Origin of the sequence: Pseudomonas sp. Irchel 3H9 (genome assembly GCF_900187495.1) — a bacterium.
GTDB lineage: Bacteria > Pseudomonadota > Gammaproteobacteria > Pseudomonadales > Pseudomonadaceae > Aquipseudomonas > Aquipseudomonas sivasensis.
On the sequence record NZ_FYDK01000005.1, the window covers coordinates 43,557 to 57,880 of the forward strand.

Annotated in this window: 18 protein-coding genes; 10 read left to right on the forward strand and 8 right to left on the reverse strand. The window is 54.9% G+C overall.

The genetic code is table 11. The features are described 5' to 3' along the window. Positions 1 to 9 precede the first annotated feature (9 nt). The 4 genes from flgC to CKW32_RS18840 form a co-directional block, all read right to left on the reverse strand. Complete coding sequence (flgC, locus tag CKW32_RS18825) at positions 10 to 453, reverse strand: flagellar basal body rod protein FlgC (RefSeq protein ID WP_032886776.1); 444 nt, start codon at positions 451 to 453, stop codon at positions 10 to 12. Between the two features lie 3 nt (positions 454 to 456). Then, the gene (gene flgB, locus CKW32_RS18830; protein WP_032886775.1) at positions 457 to 864 is read right to left on the reverse strand and encodes a flagellar basal body rod protein FlgB; all 408 of its coding nucleotides are present in this window, start codon (positions 862 to 864) and stop codon (positions 457 to 459) included. A gap of 312 nt (positions 865 to 1,176) precedes the next feature. Continuing rightward, positions 1,177 to 2,004: a protein-glutamate O-methyltransferase CheR gene (gene cheR, locus CKW32_RS18835; RefSeq protein WP_032886774.1), complete on the reverse strand. Its 828-nt coding sequence runs from the start codon at positions 2,002 to 2,004 to the stop codon at positions 1,177 to 1,179. A 44-nt stretch (positions 2,005 to 2,048) separates the two neighbouring features. Further along, on the reverse strand, positions 2,049 to 2,981 hold the full coding sequence (locus tag CKW32_RS18840; RefSeq protein WP_095185679.1) for a chemotaxis protein CheV: 933 nt from the start codon (positions 2,979 to 2,981) through the stop codon (positions 2,049 to 2,051). Between the two features lie 80 nt (positions 2,982 to 3,061). On the opposite strand from CKW32_RS18840, the gene flgA reads away from it, so the two are divergent. The 4 genes from flgA to CKW32_RS18860 all read left to right on the forward strand — a co-directional run bounded on the left by flgA (position 3,062) and on the right by CKW32_RS18860 (position 5,650). Then, the gene (gene flgA / locus CKW32_RS18845) at positions 3,062 to 3,826 is read left to right on the forward strand and encodes a flagellar basal body P-ring formation chaperone FlgA (RefSeq protein WP_032886771.1); all 765 of its coding nucleotides are present in this window, start codon (positions 3,062 to 3,064) and stop codon (positions 3,824 to 3,826) included. A gap of 141 nt (positions 3,827 to 3,967) precedes the next feature. Then, the gene (flgM, locus tag CKW32_RS18850) at positions 3,968 to 4,285 is read left to right on the forward strand and encodes a flagellar biosynthesis anti-sigma factor FlgM (protein ID WP_095185680.1); all 318 of its coding nucleotides are present in this window, start codon (positions 3,968 to 3,970) and stop codon (positions 4,283 to 4,285) included. Between the two features lie 48 nt (positions 4,286 to 4,333). Beyond that, on the forward strand, positions 4,334 to 4,804 hold the full coding sequence (locus tag CKW32_RS18855) for a flagella synthesis protein FlgN (protein WP_032886768.1): 471 nt from the start codon (positions 4,334 to 4,336) through the stop codon (positions 4,802 to 4,804). A 96-nt stretch (positions 4,805 to 4,900) separates the two neighbouring features. After that, positions 4,901 to 5,650 carry a flagellar brake protein gene (locus CKW32_RS18860; RefSeq protein ID WP_032886767.1) on the forward strand — a complete coding sequence of 250 codons (750 nt, stop codon included), beginning with the start codon at positions 4,901 to 4,903 and terminating at the stop codon, positions 5,648 to 5,650. A gap of 60 nt (positions 5,651 to 5,710) precedes the next feature. On the opposite strand, the gene CKW32_RS18865 is transcribed toward CKW32_RS18860, so the two are convergent. Then, the gene (locus tag CKW32_RS18865; protein WP_095185681.1) at positions 5,711 to 7,099 is read right to left on the reverse strand and encodes an MFS transporter; all 1,389 of its coding nucleotides are present in this window, start codon (positions 7,097 to 7,099) and stop codon (positions 5,711 to 5,713) included. A 448-nt stretch (positions 7,100 to 7,547) separates the two neighbouring features. On the opposite strand from CKW32_RS18865, the gene CKW32_RS18870 reads away from it, so the two are divergent. Then, positions 7,548 to 8,759, forward strand: a complete 1,212-nt coding sequence (locus CKW32_RS18870; protein ID WP_177434289.1) for a site-specific integrase — start codon at positions 7,548 to 7,550, stop codon at positions 8,757 to 8,759. Here the strand turns inward: CKW32_RS18870 and CKW32_RS18875 are convergent. Then, positions 8,756 to 9,253 (reverse strand): hypothetical protein, encoded by a 498-nt coding sequence (locus CKW32_RS18875; protein ID WP_095185683.1) that lies wholly within the window; start codon positions 9,251 to 9,253, stop codon positions 8,756 to 8,758. The genes CKW32_RS18870 and CKW32_RS18875 overlap by 4 nt on opposite strands. Positions 9,254 to 9,438: 185 nt before the next feature. On the opposite strand from CKW32_RS18875, the gene CKW32_RS18880 reads away from it, so the two are divergent. The 3 genes from CKW32_RS18880 (at position 9,439) to CKW32_RS18890 (ending at position 10,913) form a co-directional block, all read left to right on the forward strand. Then, complete coding sequence (locus CKW32_RS18880; RefSeq protein WP_058410861.1) at positions 9,439 to 9,642, forward strand: helix-turn-helix domain-containing protein; 204 nt, start codon at positions 9,439 to 9,441, stop codon at positions 9,640 to 9,642. A 118-nt stretch (positions 9,643 to 9,760) separates the two neighbouring features. Next, a complete protein-coding gene (locus tag CKW32_RS18885) occupies positions 9,761 to 9,997 on the forward strand; it encodes a helix-turn-helix domain-containing protein (RefSeq protein ID WP_026013795.1) in 237 nt (78 codons plus the stop codon). Between the two features lie 115 nt (positions 9,998 to 10,112). Then, positions 10,113 to 10,913: a hypothetical protein gene (locus CKW32_RS18890; RefSeq protein WP_095185836.1), complete on the forward strand. Its 801-nt coding sequence runs from the start codon at positions 10,113 to 10,115 to the stop codon at positions 10,911 to 10,913. 105 nt (positions 10,914 to 11,018) lie between these two features. Here CKW32_RS18890 and CKW32_RS28655 read toward each other — a convergent pair whose 3' ends face one another. Further along, positions 11,019 to 11,384 carry a hypothetical protein gene (locus tag CKW32_RS28655; protein ID WP_256585347.1) on the reverse strand — a complete coding sequence of 122 codons (366 nt, stop codon included), beginning with the start codon at positions 11,382 to 11,384 and terminating at the stop codon, positions 11,019 to 11,021. A 121-nt stretch (positions 11,385 to 11,505) separates the two neighbouring features. Beyond that, positions 11,506 to 11,730, reverse strand: coding sequence for a hypothetical protein (locus CKW32_RS18900; protein WP_095185684.1), 225 nt, complete (start codon positions 11,728 to 11,730; stop codon positions 11,506 to 11,508). A gap of 186 nt (positions 11,731 to 11,916) precedes the next feature. Here CKW32_RS18900 and CKW32_RS18905 point away from each other — a divergent pair, with 186 nt between their 5' ends. Next, the gene (locus tag CKW32_RS18905) at positions 11,917 to 12,450 is read left to right on the forward strand and encodes a hypothetical protein (protein WP_256585348.1); all 534 of its coding nucleotides are present in this window, start codon (positions 11,917 to 11,919) and stop codon (positions 12,448 to 12,450) included. 335 nt (positions 12,451 to 12,785) lie between these two features. Further along, on the forward strand, positions 12,786 to 14,162 hold the full coding sequence (locus CKW32_RS18910) for a PIN-like domain-containing protein (protein ID WP_095185686.1): 1,377 nt from the start codon (positions 12,786 to 12,788) through the stop codon (positions 14,160 to 14,162). The last annotated feature ends 162 nt before the right edge of the window (positions 14,163 to 14,324 follow it).

The following is a 14,324-nucleotide window of genomic DNA, read 5'->3' on the forward strand; positions in this document are numbered from 1 at the left end:
CGCCCCTTATCACTGACCCAGGGTCAGGACCTTCTGCATCATGGTTTTGGCGGTGTTCATCATTTCCGCATTGGTCTGGAACGAGCGGCTGGCGGAAATCATGTCGGCCATTTCCTCGACCACGTTGACGTTCGGGTAGTACACGTAGCCTTTTTCGTTCGCAGCCGGGTGGTTCGGCTCGTAGCGGGCTTCGAGGTTGCTCTGGTCTTCGACCACGCCGAGCACCTGCACGCCAGAGCCTGCTGCGCCCTGCTCCTGAAACAACGAATCGCTGCCGCCGTTCTGGCCGCCCTGGAACATGGTGGCGAAGACCGGGTGACGCGCACGGTAGGTCTGGTCAATGCTCGAAGACACAGTCTCGGCGTTGGCGATGTTACTGGCGACGGTGTTGAGACGCGTGGTCTGGGCGCTCATGCCACTACCGGCAATATTGAAAACACTGGACAGGGACATGGCTTACTCTCCACGAAGGGCCGACATCAGCCCTTTGAATTTGCTGTTGAGCAGCGTAAAGCTGGCTTGGAAGTTCACCGAGTTCTCGGCGTAGGCCGATTGCTCCAGCTGGGCGTCGACGGTGTTCTGGTCGATCGACGGCTGCATCGGCGTGCGATACAGCAGCGACTCGTCACCACTGCTCAGACCTTGTGCTTCGATATGACGGTTGTTGGTCATGTTCAAGGCGAAGGTGCCGTTCTTGGTCTTGTCCTGCTGTGCGGCAAGCACCGCGGAGAAGTCCAGGTCCCGAGCCTTGTAGTTCGGGGTATCGGCGTTGGCAATGTTGTTGGCCAGGACTTCAGCACGCTGGGCGCGGAAGCCCAGGGCTTTTTCGTGGATACCGAGCGCTTTATCGAAGCTGATGCTCATGGCGGAAACCTTTAGGCTGACCTGCTGTTCGTTAACTTGGTTATAGCAAAGCGCATGCCAGTTTCTGAAAAGCCCATGAATCAAGGGTTTGCGGGGATATTGCCGGCGGCAATGCCAGAAAAGCGGCAACGGGTCTCCGCGTAGCGCCAGTAAAGCGGCAATCCGGCTTGCCGCTATCCTGAGGATTGCCGCACAAAAAAAATGTGGGAGGGGGCTTGCCCCCGATAGCGGTGTATCAGTGATAGATGCATCAACTGAACCACCGTTATCGGGGGCAAGCCCCCTCCCACATTCTTGACCGCGTACGCTTTATTACTTGGCCTGGTAGATGATCCCAGGGCTGCACTGCACCATCTGGAAATGATCCGGCAGGCCATTGAGCGCCTCGGAAGCACCGAGGAACAAGTAACCGCCACGCTTGAGGGTGCCGTGGATGCGCAAGAGGATGTCTTTCTTCACTTCGGCCGAAAAGTAGATCAGCACGTTGCGGCAAAATACCATGTCGAACTTGCCAAGGCTGGCGTAGCTATCAAGCAGGTTGAACGAGCGGAACTCAACGCGGCTCTTGATTGGCGCCTTGATCGCCCAACGCCCCGCCCCTTTCGGGTCGAAGTAACGTTGCAGGCGTTCCTGGGACAAACCACGTCCCAGAGCCAGGCTGTCGTACTCGCCGGTCTTGCAATTAGTGAGCATGGTGCCGGACAGGTCAGTGGCAACAATTTGTGCCCCGGCCTTCAACTGACCCATGTTTGTCCGTTCGAACTCATCAATGGACATCGAGATAGAGTACGGTTCCTGCCCCGAGGAGCAGGCTGCCGACCAGATACGCAGACGCTGGCCCGGGCTGGCCTTGATAGCCTCCGGCAGCACTTTGCTCTTGAGCACTTCAAAGGGGTAGGTATCACGAAACCAAAGGGTTTCGTTGGTGGTCATGGCATCGACCACCATTTCTTTGAGACCACTGCGCGGCTGCCCCTGGATCCGTTGAACCAACTCGCCCAGGGACTTGATGCCCTGCTGCTCCATCAGTTTGTTAAGACGGCTGGATACCAGGTATTGCTTGTTTTCACCGAGCAATATGCCACAGGCTTTTTCCAGGAAGACCCGGAACTGTTCAAAATCCAAATTACCCGTAGACACTGATACCGCCTCTAAAATCGTAAGACCGCCAGGGCAACAAGCCCTTAGCTGTGATCTGCTGCCTTGATCCGGTCGACTACCCGGGATGCCAGGTCATCAGGACGGAATTTGGCCAGGAAGTCATCGGCACCGACCTTCTTGACCATCGCCTGATTGAATACGCCCGACAACGAAGTATGCAGGATGATATGCAATTTTTGCATGCGTGGATCGCTGCGTATCTCAGCCGTGAGGGTGTAGCCGTCCATTTCCGGCATCTCGATGTCGGAGATCATCATCAAAAATTCTTCTTCCGGTTTCTTGCCTTCATCCACCAGCTTGCGCAGGTAATCCAGCGCCTGGCGACCATCATTAAGCGCCACCACTTCCACGCCGACGGTTTGCAGGCAACGGGTCACCTGCTTGCGTGCCACCGAGGAGTCATCCACCGTGAGCACACGCAGCGAGACCGCCTTATGCGCCGTTTCGGCATCCACCACGCCCACGGAAATCGATTCCGAGGTCGGCGCAACTTCGGCGAGGATCTTCTCCACGTCGATGATTTCCACCAACTGGTTATCGACCCGCGTCACCGCCGTGAGGTAGTGGTCGCGGCCAGTGCCCTTGGGCGGCGGATGAATCTCTTCCCAGTTCATGTTGACGATGCGCTCCACCGAGCGCACCAGAAAGCCCTGGGTCTTGGTGTTGTACTCGGTGATGATTACGAACGGGCTCTCGCGGTCCTGCAGTCCAGCCGAACCGGTGGCCAGGGCCAGGTCAAGAATCGGGATGGTCGCGCCACGGATGTTGGCTACGCCACACACCACAGGGCTGGACTTGGGCATGATCGTCAGCTTGGGACATTGCAGCACTTCCCGCACCTTGAACACATTGATGCCGTACAGCTGTTTGCCATCCAGGCGAAAAAGCAACAACTCCAGGCGATTCTGCCCTACCAGCTGTGTGCGCTGGTTTACTGAATCCATTACTCCTGCCATGCCCAGACTCCTACGCTAAAACCTTGAAGGTGCGACGCGCACCCAACACTAAACGGCACGAGCTTTGCTATTTATTGGCCATGGATATTAAAACGACAGTTTCCCGACGCCTTCGATTCCCACAGTACCGCAGATTGCTCTGCGCCTCGGTGGCATTGCTTGCTTCCTGCCTCGGCGCCACGGCCCGCGCAGATAACGTCACCTTGCCTGATCTACTTATCGGCGTCACTCAGGGCTTTCTTGAGTTCACTGTAGAAGATTATCTGGCGACCACCCAGACACCGGGGCGTTATGAAATCCAGGTCAACCAGTTGGACCCGCGCCTGCGCATGCCTATGTGCGACAAGGAATTGACAGCGACCCTGGAAAGCCCCGCTCAGCCTATCGGCCGCGTGACGGTGCGGGTGCGCTGCGATGGCGCCTCGCCCTGGACGGTGTTTGTGCCGGCACAGGTCAAGCTATTCCGCGATGTAGTGGTGGTGGCCCGACCGCTGAAACGCACCGGCATCATTGGTTTTGAAGACGTTGTGCTGCGTGAACGCGACATCAGCCTGATCAACCAGGGCTATCTCACATCAGTGGACCAAGCCATCGGGCAGAAATTGACCCGACCAGTGGTCACCGATCAGGTGATTACGCTGGTGCATCTGGAACAGGCCGAGGTCATTCGCAAGGGCGATCAGGTAGTGATTTCCGCGAGCAGCGGAGGATTGAATGTGAAAATGCCTGGCGAAGCACTGTCCAACGGCGGCATGAGCGAACAGATTCGAGTCAAGAACCTCAACTCCAACCGCGTGATCAAGGCGCGGGTGACAGCCCCAGGGCAAGTCGAGGTCGCTTTATAGATTACTGGTACAGGACGCTGGGTTTTCCTACACTGTGCACGAGAAGTCCCGTGCGGAGATTTATTGTCATTCGCGCCTAAAGTTTGTCCGGGTATGGCCGAAAACATGGCAAGCGTCCAAATACCCAGAGGTTTTTTTATCATGGTCATCGATTTCAGCCGTTTAAATAACGCCCCGACGACGTCAGGCACTACGCGCACCACCAGCACCAAGGACAGCGTAGAAACCAAGGCCCCGGCGCTGCCCGTCAAGGCAGAACAGGCCAGCCAGAGCGGGGAATCCGTACACCTGAGCAATGAGGCTCAACAGTTGCAGAAGGTCACTGACTCGCTGCGCGATCAACCCGTGGTCAATAAAGCCCGTGTGGCCGAATTGAAACAGGCAATCGCCGATGGCAGCTATAAAGTCGACAGCAACCGTGTAGCCAGCAAGCTGCTTAATTTCGAAGCCGAGCGCTAGGCAAAGGCCTGCGCAGGGCTTTTGGACGCTTAAAACCCAAGGCCAGCCATGCATCACGACGAACATTTGCTGCAACTGATCATTGATGATCTAGCGCCGACGCAACAATTGCTGGAGCTGCTAAGAGAGGAATCACTGGCCCTTTACGGCCGGGACATGCCGTTGCTGGAAGAAATTCTGGCCCGCAAACAGTCGCTGATTGTCCTCTTGGAACAGCACGGCAAAAAACGCAGCCAGATCCTGATCAGCCTTGGCCTGCCGGCAGACCACGACGGCTTGGCGCAGCTGGCCAGCCACTCCTCGGTCGGCGATCAGCTCCTGAGCCAGAGCAAAGAACTCAACCAATTGCTCGCCCAGTGCCAGGAAGCCAACCTGCTTAACGGTCAGTCGATCCAGCTTCAGCAAGCCACGACCGCCAACCAGTTGCGCATACTCCATGGCGGAGAGCCGCCGGCACTGTATAACGCCCAGGGATCAACCTCGCGCCTGGTCAAGCCAAGCACCCGCAGCCAAGCCTGACGCCAGTTTACTGTGCGCCCTATCCAAGGCGCGCCACATGCTGGCAAAATGCCGGTTCTTGCGTGTAGTCGTATTTTGTCTGGAGATGGAAGAACCGTGTTCAACGCCCTTAATGCGGAAGATGCGCCGCAGCCACCCAAGGTGCTCACCACGCCTCTGGAAATCGCAGGCACCTTGCGGATGCTGCAAGACAGCCATGACCCGCTGATCATCACCTTCCATGAGCGCAGCCAGCGCTTCCAGAGCTATCTGGTGGACGTCAACCGTGACAGCAGCACGCTGGCGCTGGACGAAATGATCCCCCGTGATGGCGAACGCCACCTCGAAAACGGCGAACCCTTCCGTATCGAAGGCTTCCACGACGGCGTGCGCGTCGCCTGGGAAAGCACCGGCAACCTCAAAATCAGCGAAAAAGATGGCCACCGTATCTACACCGGCAGCCTGCCGGACGAGGTGGTCTACCATCAGCGCCGCAATGCATTTCGCGCCGCGCTGAAGCTGGCACAACTGGTGAACATCGAGCTCGGCGGCGAAAAACTCAAGGCGCCGGTCAACGGCAAATTGCTCGATATCTCCGCCACCGGCTGCAAACTGCGCTTTGAAGGCGACATCTCCGAACGCTTGCAACTGGGCCAGGTCTACGACCGCTTTATCGCCGCCCTGCCGTTTGGCAGCATGACCACTTCGGTCGAGCTGCGTTACCTGCACTTCGAAGAGAAGATAAACACCACCTTTGCCGGCGTGCGCTTCCACAACATGAGTGGCCTGGTGCAGCGCCAAGTCGAACGTTTTGTGTATCAACTGCAGCGAGAAGCGCGGCGCTTCGACAAGGACGACGATTTTTAATCATTAAAGATCGCGGCAAAAAAACGGGCAGATCCTTTGGGGATCTGCCCGTTTTTACTTTCAGGGGCGCGCCCTGCTCAAGTCATGCGGATGCTCTTCCGGCCCCAGAGGTTCCGGCGGCCCGACAAAGGCTGGCTCATCTACTGGCGGCTGGGGATCAGTTTCCGGCTCAGGCTCAGGATCAGGGACATTCTGCATCTGCTCCTGCACCACTTGCTCATCGACCCGTGGATCAAGCGCGGCCACCAGCGGCGAACTCGACATGCTGTCGGGCATCGCCACGTGATGCAGCGGGGCATCCTCCACCTGATGCAAATTGGTCACCGCCTTCGGCCGGATGCGCCACACCAGGATCAACGCACACAGGCTGAAGAAGGCATACAGCATTTGGCTGCCGAACATCTTCATGATCACGCCTGCCAGCAACGGCCCGATACTCGCACCAACGCCATAAGTCACCAGCAGCATGGCGGTCAGCGATACTCGACGATCGCCTTCCACATGGTCATTGGAAAACGCCACCGCCAGCGGGTACAGACAGAACTGCACCAGCGAACACAGGAAGCCCGCGACAAACAGCACTTCCAGCGGCACCTGAGTCATGATCGCCAGCGGCAAGGCCGCTACCGCCAGGCACAAGGCAAAACAACGAATCAACAGCGCCCTATCATAACGATCCGACAACCAGCCCAGAGGCCACTGCACCAGCAGTCCGGCAAAAATGCAGCTACCCATGAACAGGCCGACTTGCTCCGTCGTGAGCCCCTGCTGGGACGCATAAAGCGGCGCCAAACCGTAAAACGAACCGACAATCAACCCCGCACCCAACACTGTACTCAGCGACTGGGGCACGCGCTTGATAAAGAAACGCGGCTCCATCGGCGCGGGGTGTAAGGCCGCCGGGTGAATACGTCGAGTCATGGCCACCGGCACCAGGCACAGGGCAAAGCACAGCGCCACCAGCATCAGCAACTCAAGGCCAAGCTGGGGATGCATGACCAGGATCAATTGACCCAGCACCAGCCCAAGGTAGGACGCGATCATATAGCCGCTGAAGACCACGCCCCTCTGCTTGGCATCCGCCTGCTCATTGAGCCAGCTCTCGATGACCATGTACTGGCACATCATTCCGAGGCCGACGATCATCCGCAGCACGATCCAGGCCGGCAACCAGTCGATCAGGCCATGGCCCAGCACCGCCGCGCCGACGATACCGGCGCAGGTAGCATAGGCACGGATATGCCCGACTCTCGCAATTAAGCGGTGCCCGATCTTGCCGCCCAAAACCAGGCCAAAGTAGTTGGCCGCCATCAGCGCACCCACCCACAGGCTGTCGACATGGTCGGCCGCCAGACGCAAGGCCAGGTAGGTACTGAGCAGGCCAGAGCCGATCAGCATCATCAAGGACGCGAAATAAAGGGCTCGAAAAGATTTCCAGATCTGACGCATCGGCGTTCCGAGCGGCTCCTTGCAGTGAGAGACAGGGCTATCGGCATGATAGTCCTGGGTGGCCGGTTCCGGACAGGCGGTATGAGCTGTTTCCGGGGATTAATTTGCTTGAACAGCTCAGACGACACGGGGCGTCGTAAGAGGTACACCATCGCGAAAAATACCCGACAGCACCTGCTGTGAACATTGATCGGCGGCAAGGTTCGATTGTTGTTTGAAAAGACCGAGCACGCACAAAAAAGCCCCGCCCAGAATAGTCTGTGCGGGGCTTTGGAACTGGTGTCCCAGGGCCGGTTCGAACGGCCAACCTTCCCCTTAGGAGGGTCAATTCAGACCCAACAGGCACAACCATAAGCCCAGTATTACTTGGCCTTTTAGTCCCATTGAGTCCGTGAACATCGAGCGGTATAGTGCTTTTTGCTGCCATCCTGCTGTCACGGTCGAACCCTTGAAAACCAAAATCACTCAGAAGCTAATTGGCAGCCTAGCCGCCGAGACGAAAGCATACCGCGTGCATGACACCGTGCAACCCGGTTTCTTTATTCGCGTACTGCCCAGCGGTCACAAGTCCTACATGGTCACGTGGGGCCGAAACAAGAACGCCACCCTCGGGCGTGTCGGCGTGCTTACTCTTGACCAAGCCCGAACCGAGGCCGCCCAGTACTTAGCCGATGCGCACGCCCACGGCGAGCCCTTGGCCATCGCCCAGGGCCGCAAAGGGTCAGCCCTGCCCTCGCTGCGCGACTTTATCGACGACACCTATATGCCGTGGTTCAAAGCCCATCACAAAGGCCATGAGAAGACGCAGCACACCCTCAGCAATAACTTCGACCCAATCATGCCCCAGCGCTTGGACGCGATCACCGGGCGAGACCTGGAGCAGATCCGCACAGGATGGATGCAGGCCGGTAACAAGCCCTCCACGGTCAACCGGAAAATGGGCTCTATCAGCGGAGTATTCAGCCGAGCGGTCGAGTGGGATTACATCGACGAGCATCCTCTGGCCAAGCTGAAACAGCTCAAAGTCGACTCAAAGGGGGTAATTCGCTACCTGGCTGCTGACGAGACCAAGCGTCTACGCGATGCCCTGGACGCTCGACAGGATGAAATGAGGGCCGAGCGTGAGAGTGCAAACACCTGGCGGACGGACCGCCACAGAGAGCCACTGCCAAGCCTCCTGCAACTGCCCTTCACCGATCACCTGAAGCCAATGGTGTTGGTATCGTTGAATACCGGCATGAGGCGCGGAGAGCTGTTCGACCTGAAATGGTCAGCGGTGAACTTCGACACGAAGACAATCACAGTCGCCGGGGCCACCACCAAGACAAGCGATACGCGCCACATCCCGATGAACAAGGAGACTATTGGTGTGCTGGAAGCCTGGAAGAAGCAGGTGAGCAAGTCGCCGTATGTGTTCCCAGGTCAGGGCGGCGGTCGCTTTGAGGACGTCAAAAGCGCCTGGCTCAAGTTGCTTGAGCGGGCGCAGATCGACGGATTCCGCTGGCACGATATGCGTCACGACTTCGCTTCACGCCTGGTAATGGCCGGCGTACCGCTCAACACGGTACGGGATCTGCTAGGGCACGCCGATATCAAGATGACTTTACGCTACGCGCATTTAGCTCCAGGAACAAAGGCTGCAGCGGTGGAATTGCTCTAGAACGGTATGTCATCGAATATGATGTCGTCAGCCGTCATCGGCACTACTGTCGGCGATGATTTATGTTTTTCAACATGGGACAAAATCCGCTCCCAATTAGACCTGATACGACTTGGCACTAAACGATCAAAGTCATCGCCGAACGAGCCGTCCGGGTAGGTGTGCCAAAAATATTCGCTTGACCTGATAGTTTCCCAGATCCGAAGTTCGTCGTATGTCAGCGCCCCGGGCATATGGATAGCCAAATTTACGGTTCTTACTGCTTCATCAGTAGACCAAATTTTGTCAAGTTCACTGGACAGAGTTCCACCATCGAAATCTGTCGTCTGGCTAGCGATTGCCTGAGTAATGGACCACTCGATTACGGCCGTTAATGAGCGCTTTTGTAGGCGTCCCATTATATCCAGGGCAAACTTAATTTTAGGATCGATCCTGATTCCCACGCTCACCGTGGTGCTTGTCTCGCCCGCTCTCTTACTCGTCTTCGTAGCCATATCTTTCCATCAACTCTGATGAGATCAGCCTAACTGACCTGACTGGCACAGCTTGCGCGACACGCAAACCTCTGTCAATCCGTGCGAATACGAGTCTGTTTAGCATTTGCTTGCAATGTTAGTTTTGTGCGTTGTAGTCTAGCAACACACGACGCCCTTTCTGGCTTCGTTTTTGGGAGACAACCATGGAACAAGCACAGCAACAAATGGCGCCGCTGTCGGTGAGCGTCGAAGAATCTGCCCGCATTCTGGGCATCTCGCGATCTGCCACCTATGAGCTGATCGCTCAGGGCGAAATCAAGACTTTCAAGATCGGCCGCCGGCGCCTGGCTTTGGCGTCCGAGCTGAAGGCTTTCATCGAGCGCGCAGCAAAGGTCGGCGCACGGTGAAGTACGAAAAGAATAAGGAGTGGAGATTGCGCAGGGTTGCGCGAGAGGTTGCTAAGGCGGTGTTCGAGCACCGCCTTAGCGAAAACACACTGGATAGCACCAACGTGAAGGGCAAACTATGACACGTCATTCTTCAACAGAGCAAGACTGCAAGATGATGGAGGCCCTGCGAAACGGGCCGGTATCGACCATCGAAGCCGCCAAGGATCTGGATATCGTCCAGCCCCCCAACACCATCCGCCGCCTCAGGAAAAAGGGTCATGAGATCCGCACCTATTGGACGCACCAGTCCACCGAGCCAGGCCGGCCACCTCATCGCGTGGCCAAGTACATCCTGATGCGCGAAGCGTCGTAATCCAGAGCTCGTAGAGGTCTCCGCAGTTTTGCGGCGACCTCTTGCGCCTGCCTGTGAACTGCTTGTGGGCTTCGGCCCTCTGGTTATCCAGCCGAGTAACGCTGAGGTCGATTCAGTGGAATGCCTAGCCACAAAACTACTTAGCCGTGGAGACACGGTTAGCATTGAGCTTGGGCAGCTCGCCATTCAACCGGCGAGCGGCAAGCTCGTACCGCCGGAGTGGATCAGTACCAACCGGGCCAGAATTTGCCGTGAAGTGCTTATGTCGGTGGGCCTGGATGCATTCGAGTACGTAGGCTATTCAACTGGGCACTACGGCAAAACCCGGAGCGCCGGTATCACGCTTCAGTTTGTCTCGATGCTGTCCGGCCAATCTGTCTACGCAGTTTTCAACGCCGATCTGACGCGTCAGCGGAACACCGCTACGGCTAAGGCTGGCGCTCTGCTACCAAAAGGACAATTCCGCATCGGCAAGCGCAGCCACTTCTACAAGTTCTGGATGGGGACCGGCCTGCCTTTTCCTCGGCGGCTGGCGGCTATGCACGATTACATGGGGAAGCTACGTAGCGTCCTGGTGACTGGATCAGTGACTGATGACCGCTTCAAAGTCGGCACCCTGGTACCTGTCAGTCTGAACGCAGAACAATTCAGAGCAGCAATTTTGCCGGACAACATCCGGACAATTTCCGGACAAGCGCCGGACAACTCCCGGACAAAAGTACCGGACAAGGAAATGCCTACAGACCACGAACCACAAGGGTTACAGCCGTTTCCAACTACGTGTGCTTCAAACTACGGAAACAAGGTAATAAGGGAGAACGGTTACAAGACCTTTCCTTACTCCCCCATACACACCCCTAAGCCACCACAGGACCAGAGTGTTGATGAGTGGTTGGAGGCATACAGCTCAACCTGATCTACTTTGCTGAGAAGGCACCGACCGCCAGCAAATGAAAAAAGGGCACCACCCTGTTTCGGGGTAGCGCCCTTGATGCTGCAAAGGTGTCGTTGTTTACCAGCCCTACTCCAACATCACCGCGCGGTATTGCTGATCGCCGCCCAGGTCATCTGAGCCGAACAGAGCCTGATTGACGGCCTTCCTACTCTCAAGCAGAAGATCATGCTCATCATGAGTGCCAATGTCCGCTGCAACCCACTCAGGGAGCTCCTTACGCCGCCGCATCTCACTTAGGTGCGTCCACCACCGGGTAGCGTAACGCCGCTCTGCGAGAATGAGCTCAACCACGAGGGTTCGTTGCTTCTCGGTGAAGAGGGGCAGATGTAAGTCGCTAGAGTCGCCCACCTCAGTGCCTACCGAGCACTCCCCTTCAAATTCGGACTTGTCTTGGCCTTTCAGGGCGTTACTGATATTTTGGTAAAGTTGCATGACGTGTCTCTCAAGGTTGCGTCGTGTGATCGCCAGGCGGCTGTTAGCGCAGCGGCCTGGCACCTCTTCTGAGATGGCCCAAATCTGGACCATCGATTCGATCGGCTAAGGTTTCAGCCGATTACTGCTTGCCCTTCTCGCTGATCCAGCCTGCCGCCCAGCTCAAGGGGTCTTTCGACTCCATCGGCTTGAGTGGCTTCCCGTCGCGTGCCGCCTGCTTACCCTCCTGCTCCGTCTCTGTGTGAATCCACAGGGCTGTGAGCTTGTAGCCGGCCGCCCTCTGGCGTTCTTTGTAATCCCGCTGCCTGGCTGCTGCTGAGCGCGGGGGTTTGGCTTCGTCTGTCATCTTGCCTCCCTGTTACTAGTTACGATGAGCCAAAGATATAAGGTCGTGACTAGTAACGCAATAGAGGTGTGCAAAATAATTGCAGGCCCACGCTGCTTTCGCCCATGCGGTCGACATTTATTCGCTAAGGTTGGTTAGGGATTTAGAGCTAACGAGGGTGGAGCAATGCTTGACGAAGAGAGAGCCATGGAAGAACGCTTCGATAGATGGGTGATGGTATCGATCGGGATGGCGAGATTTGAAGAACATCTAGTCAGCCTGGTACAGGATATGGGGCAGTTAGACGTCGATCTATGTGCGTTTGATGCAAGGATAGTTAAGGCTGATCGGGAACAGGTGAGCGCAATTTACAGCTTCGACTCCGTACAGCATCACAGGACGCAGTCATACCTGTGGGTGCTCGGCGCTTACGAGATACTCCGCACCTTGGCGCAGCGGATTAGAGAGGGTCAGAGTGATGATCCGCCTGACGTCGGGGATAAGATCAAAGAAGCCAGAGACCGTTTTGCTCGCGTGCGAGTGCCTCTAGCAAAATTCGAGGCCGCTGGAAGGCATAAAACAACAGATAACCACGTCGCCTATCCTGGCGTTGATTTCAAATACGGCATTGCTTGGGCGGTCAACGCAACCGAAGTGATTTCAAGGCAAGAGCTTTCGGATGTCTTCCTTGAGGCGCTAGAGTTTGTTCGTGCCTCGAAGTTAAGCCGGCACGGTAGTTGAAAACAACGCCGGCGGAAGCTCCTCAGCTTTGACCATATCTCCGCGCACTACCAGGTGAAAACTCTACATACACGCGAAAATACAGGGGATTATCGTGCTGTGTGACGATTTGGTCTCACTGAGACGAATCGGTCTCACTGGGAACATCCGATATTTCGCGAATTGCCTTGAAAGCCATTGGCCATCTCCATACTGTGGTTCAAGTCAGGTACGTCCTGTCACGAACTGATGAGACAGACCAAACGGTCTGATTCAGATGATGAGGTCTGTCTCATATCATGCTAAGCAGCGAACCTGTGTCGGTTTGGGCTTCAACGATAACGACTGGAGGGCACATGAAGGGACTCTTTCCACAATATAACGATGTCAGCACGGTAGACTATGACGACGTTTGGAAAAACGCGCTGTTTGTATTCGACACAAACGTACTTTTAAATTTATACAGGTATCAGACGAATACCCGTGAAGAGTTAATCACTGTATTGGGCGAACTATCAGATAGAATTTGGATACCGCACCATGTAGCACTCGAGTTCCAAAGAAATCGACTCCATGTTGTAGCGGATCAAAGCAGGCGCTTCTTTGAAATACAGGACGTTATAGAAAAAGCAAAATCAAGCCTCTCGAACGACATCGACAAACTTCAACTACACAAACGTCACGCACTGATAAACCCTGACTCTTTGATATCAGGATTTAAAGAATTAGCAGACAAGTTCCTGAAAGAACTAAAAACACTACAAGAGTCGCAACAACAACTAACCGCCACCGATCCTTTAAAACAACAAATCGAAGATTTATTCGACGGAAAGGTTGGTCCATCTTTTCCAACTCAAAAAGACATAGATGATCTATTCAAAATTGCAGACATTAGATACAAATGCAAAATACCACCTGGTTATGAGGATTCCAAAAAGGACAAACACAGCATCGACGAGTTCGCCCACCGAGGAATAATTTACAAGCGCAAATACGGTGACTACCTCGTATGGCGTCAAATTCTTAACCACATCAAAAATGCAAAAATAGAAAAAATTATTTTTGTAACAGATGATGGAAAGGAAGATTGGTGGAGAAAAATCGATCTACAAGGTTCCAAAACAATCGGACCCCGTCCCGAGTTGACAGAGGAGGCTTCTGAGGCTGGTGCTGAAACTTTCCTAATGTACAAGCCAGAAGGCTTCCTCAAATTCTCCCAAACTTTCCTCAAAGCCAAGATATCCGAACAAACATTAAATGAAGTAAGAGACATTTCGTCCGCCAACAAAAATAAATTTAGCACACTCAATCCAGCGCATCCGTACTCCGCTCTGTACACCGCAATAGCGAACTGGATACTTAACATTTATCCAATACTGGAAGAATCATCCGAAGGTTATATTGACTTCATAGCCCAAAACGGCAATGAACACCATGCTTACGATGTTAGACACATAGACACTTTGGACGTTGATGTAATATCAAGAATTATCCGACAAGGGATAAGAATTAGCCACATCTCAAAATTTACCACAATCACAATTTTCCTTGTTTTGAGCAACAATATCGACACCGTTGAAGCAATTAAATCGCTGCAGAACATTGAAATATCCAAGGCGCCTGAGAATGTTCACGTGGCCATTGCACACTTTGATGAAAGCGGCTTCCCAAAATTAAAAGTTTCTCACATATCTCAATTAAAAGAGCTCTGTAACTTTTATTTTGTTGAGTAAGACGGTTAAGCCTGACAGCAGGCTGGAGCAGGTGTTGCGATGACAGCAACACCCTCACTCAAATGTGATCCTTGCTCACCTGTATGAGGTGGGGTGGTGAAGCGCCACCTCGTCTAACTCTGCCACTGGGCAGAATTGATCCTGATAAGCCAGCTTTGCTCC

Bases quoted from the DNA above. Each gene is read 5' to 3' on its own strand.
- flgC (WP_032886776.1), bottom strand. From the start codon at position 453: ATGTCCCTGTCCAGTGTTTTCAATATTGCCGGTAGTGGCATGAGCGCC.
- flgB (WP_032886775.1), bottom strand. From the start codon at position 864: ATGAGCATCAGCTTCGATAAAGCGCTCGGTATCCACGAAAAAGCCCTG.
- CKW32_RS18840 (WP_095185679.1), bottom strand. From the start codon at position 2,981: ATGGCAGGAGTAATGGATTCAGTAAACCAGCGCACACAGCTGGTAGGG.
- flgA (WP_032886771.1), top strand. From the start codon at position 3,062: ATGGATATTAAAACGACAGTTTCCCGACGCCTTCGATTCCCACAGTAC.
- flgM (WP_095185680.1), top strand. From the start codon at position 3,968: ATGGTCATCGATTTCAGCCGTTTAAATAACGCCCCGACGACGTCAGGC.
- CKW32_RS18855 (WP_032886768.1), top strand. From the start codon at position 4,334: ATGCATCACGACGAACATTTGCTGCAACTGATCATTGATGATCTAGCG.
- CKW32_RS18865 (WP_095185681.1), bottom strand. From the start codon at position 7,099: ATGCGTCAGATCTGGAAATCTTTTCGAGCCCTTTATTTCGCGTCCTTG.
- CKW32_RS18875 (WP_095185683.1), bottom strand. From the start codon at position 9,253: ATGGCTACGAAGACGAGTAAGAGAGCGGGCGAGACAAGCACCACGGTG.
- CKW32_RS18880 (WP_058410861.1), top strand. From the start codon at position 9,439: ATGGAACAAGCACAGCAACAAATGGCGCCGCTGTCGGTGAGCGTCGAA.
- CKW32_RS18885 (WP_026013795.1), top strand. From the start codon at position 9,761: ATGACACGTCATTCTTCAACAGAGCAAGACTGCAAGATGATGGAGGCC.
- CKW32_RS28655 (WP_256585347.1), bottom strand. From the start codon at position 11,384: ATGCAACTTTACCAAAATATCAGTAACGCCCTGAAAGGCCAAGACAAG.
- CKW32_RS18900 (WP_095185684.1), bottom strand. From the start codon at position 11,730: ATGACAGACGAAGCCAAACCCCCGCGCTCAGCAGCAGCCAGGCAGCGG.
- CKW32_RS18905 (WP_256585348.1), top strand. From the start codon at position 11,917: ATGGAAGAACGCTTCGATAGATGGGTGATGGTATCGATCGGGATGGCG.
- CKW32_RS18910 (WP_095185686.1), top strand. From the start codon at position 12,786: ATGAAGGGACTCTTTCCACAATATAACGATGTCAGCACGGTAGACTAT.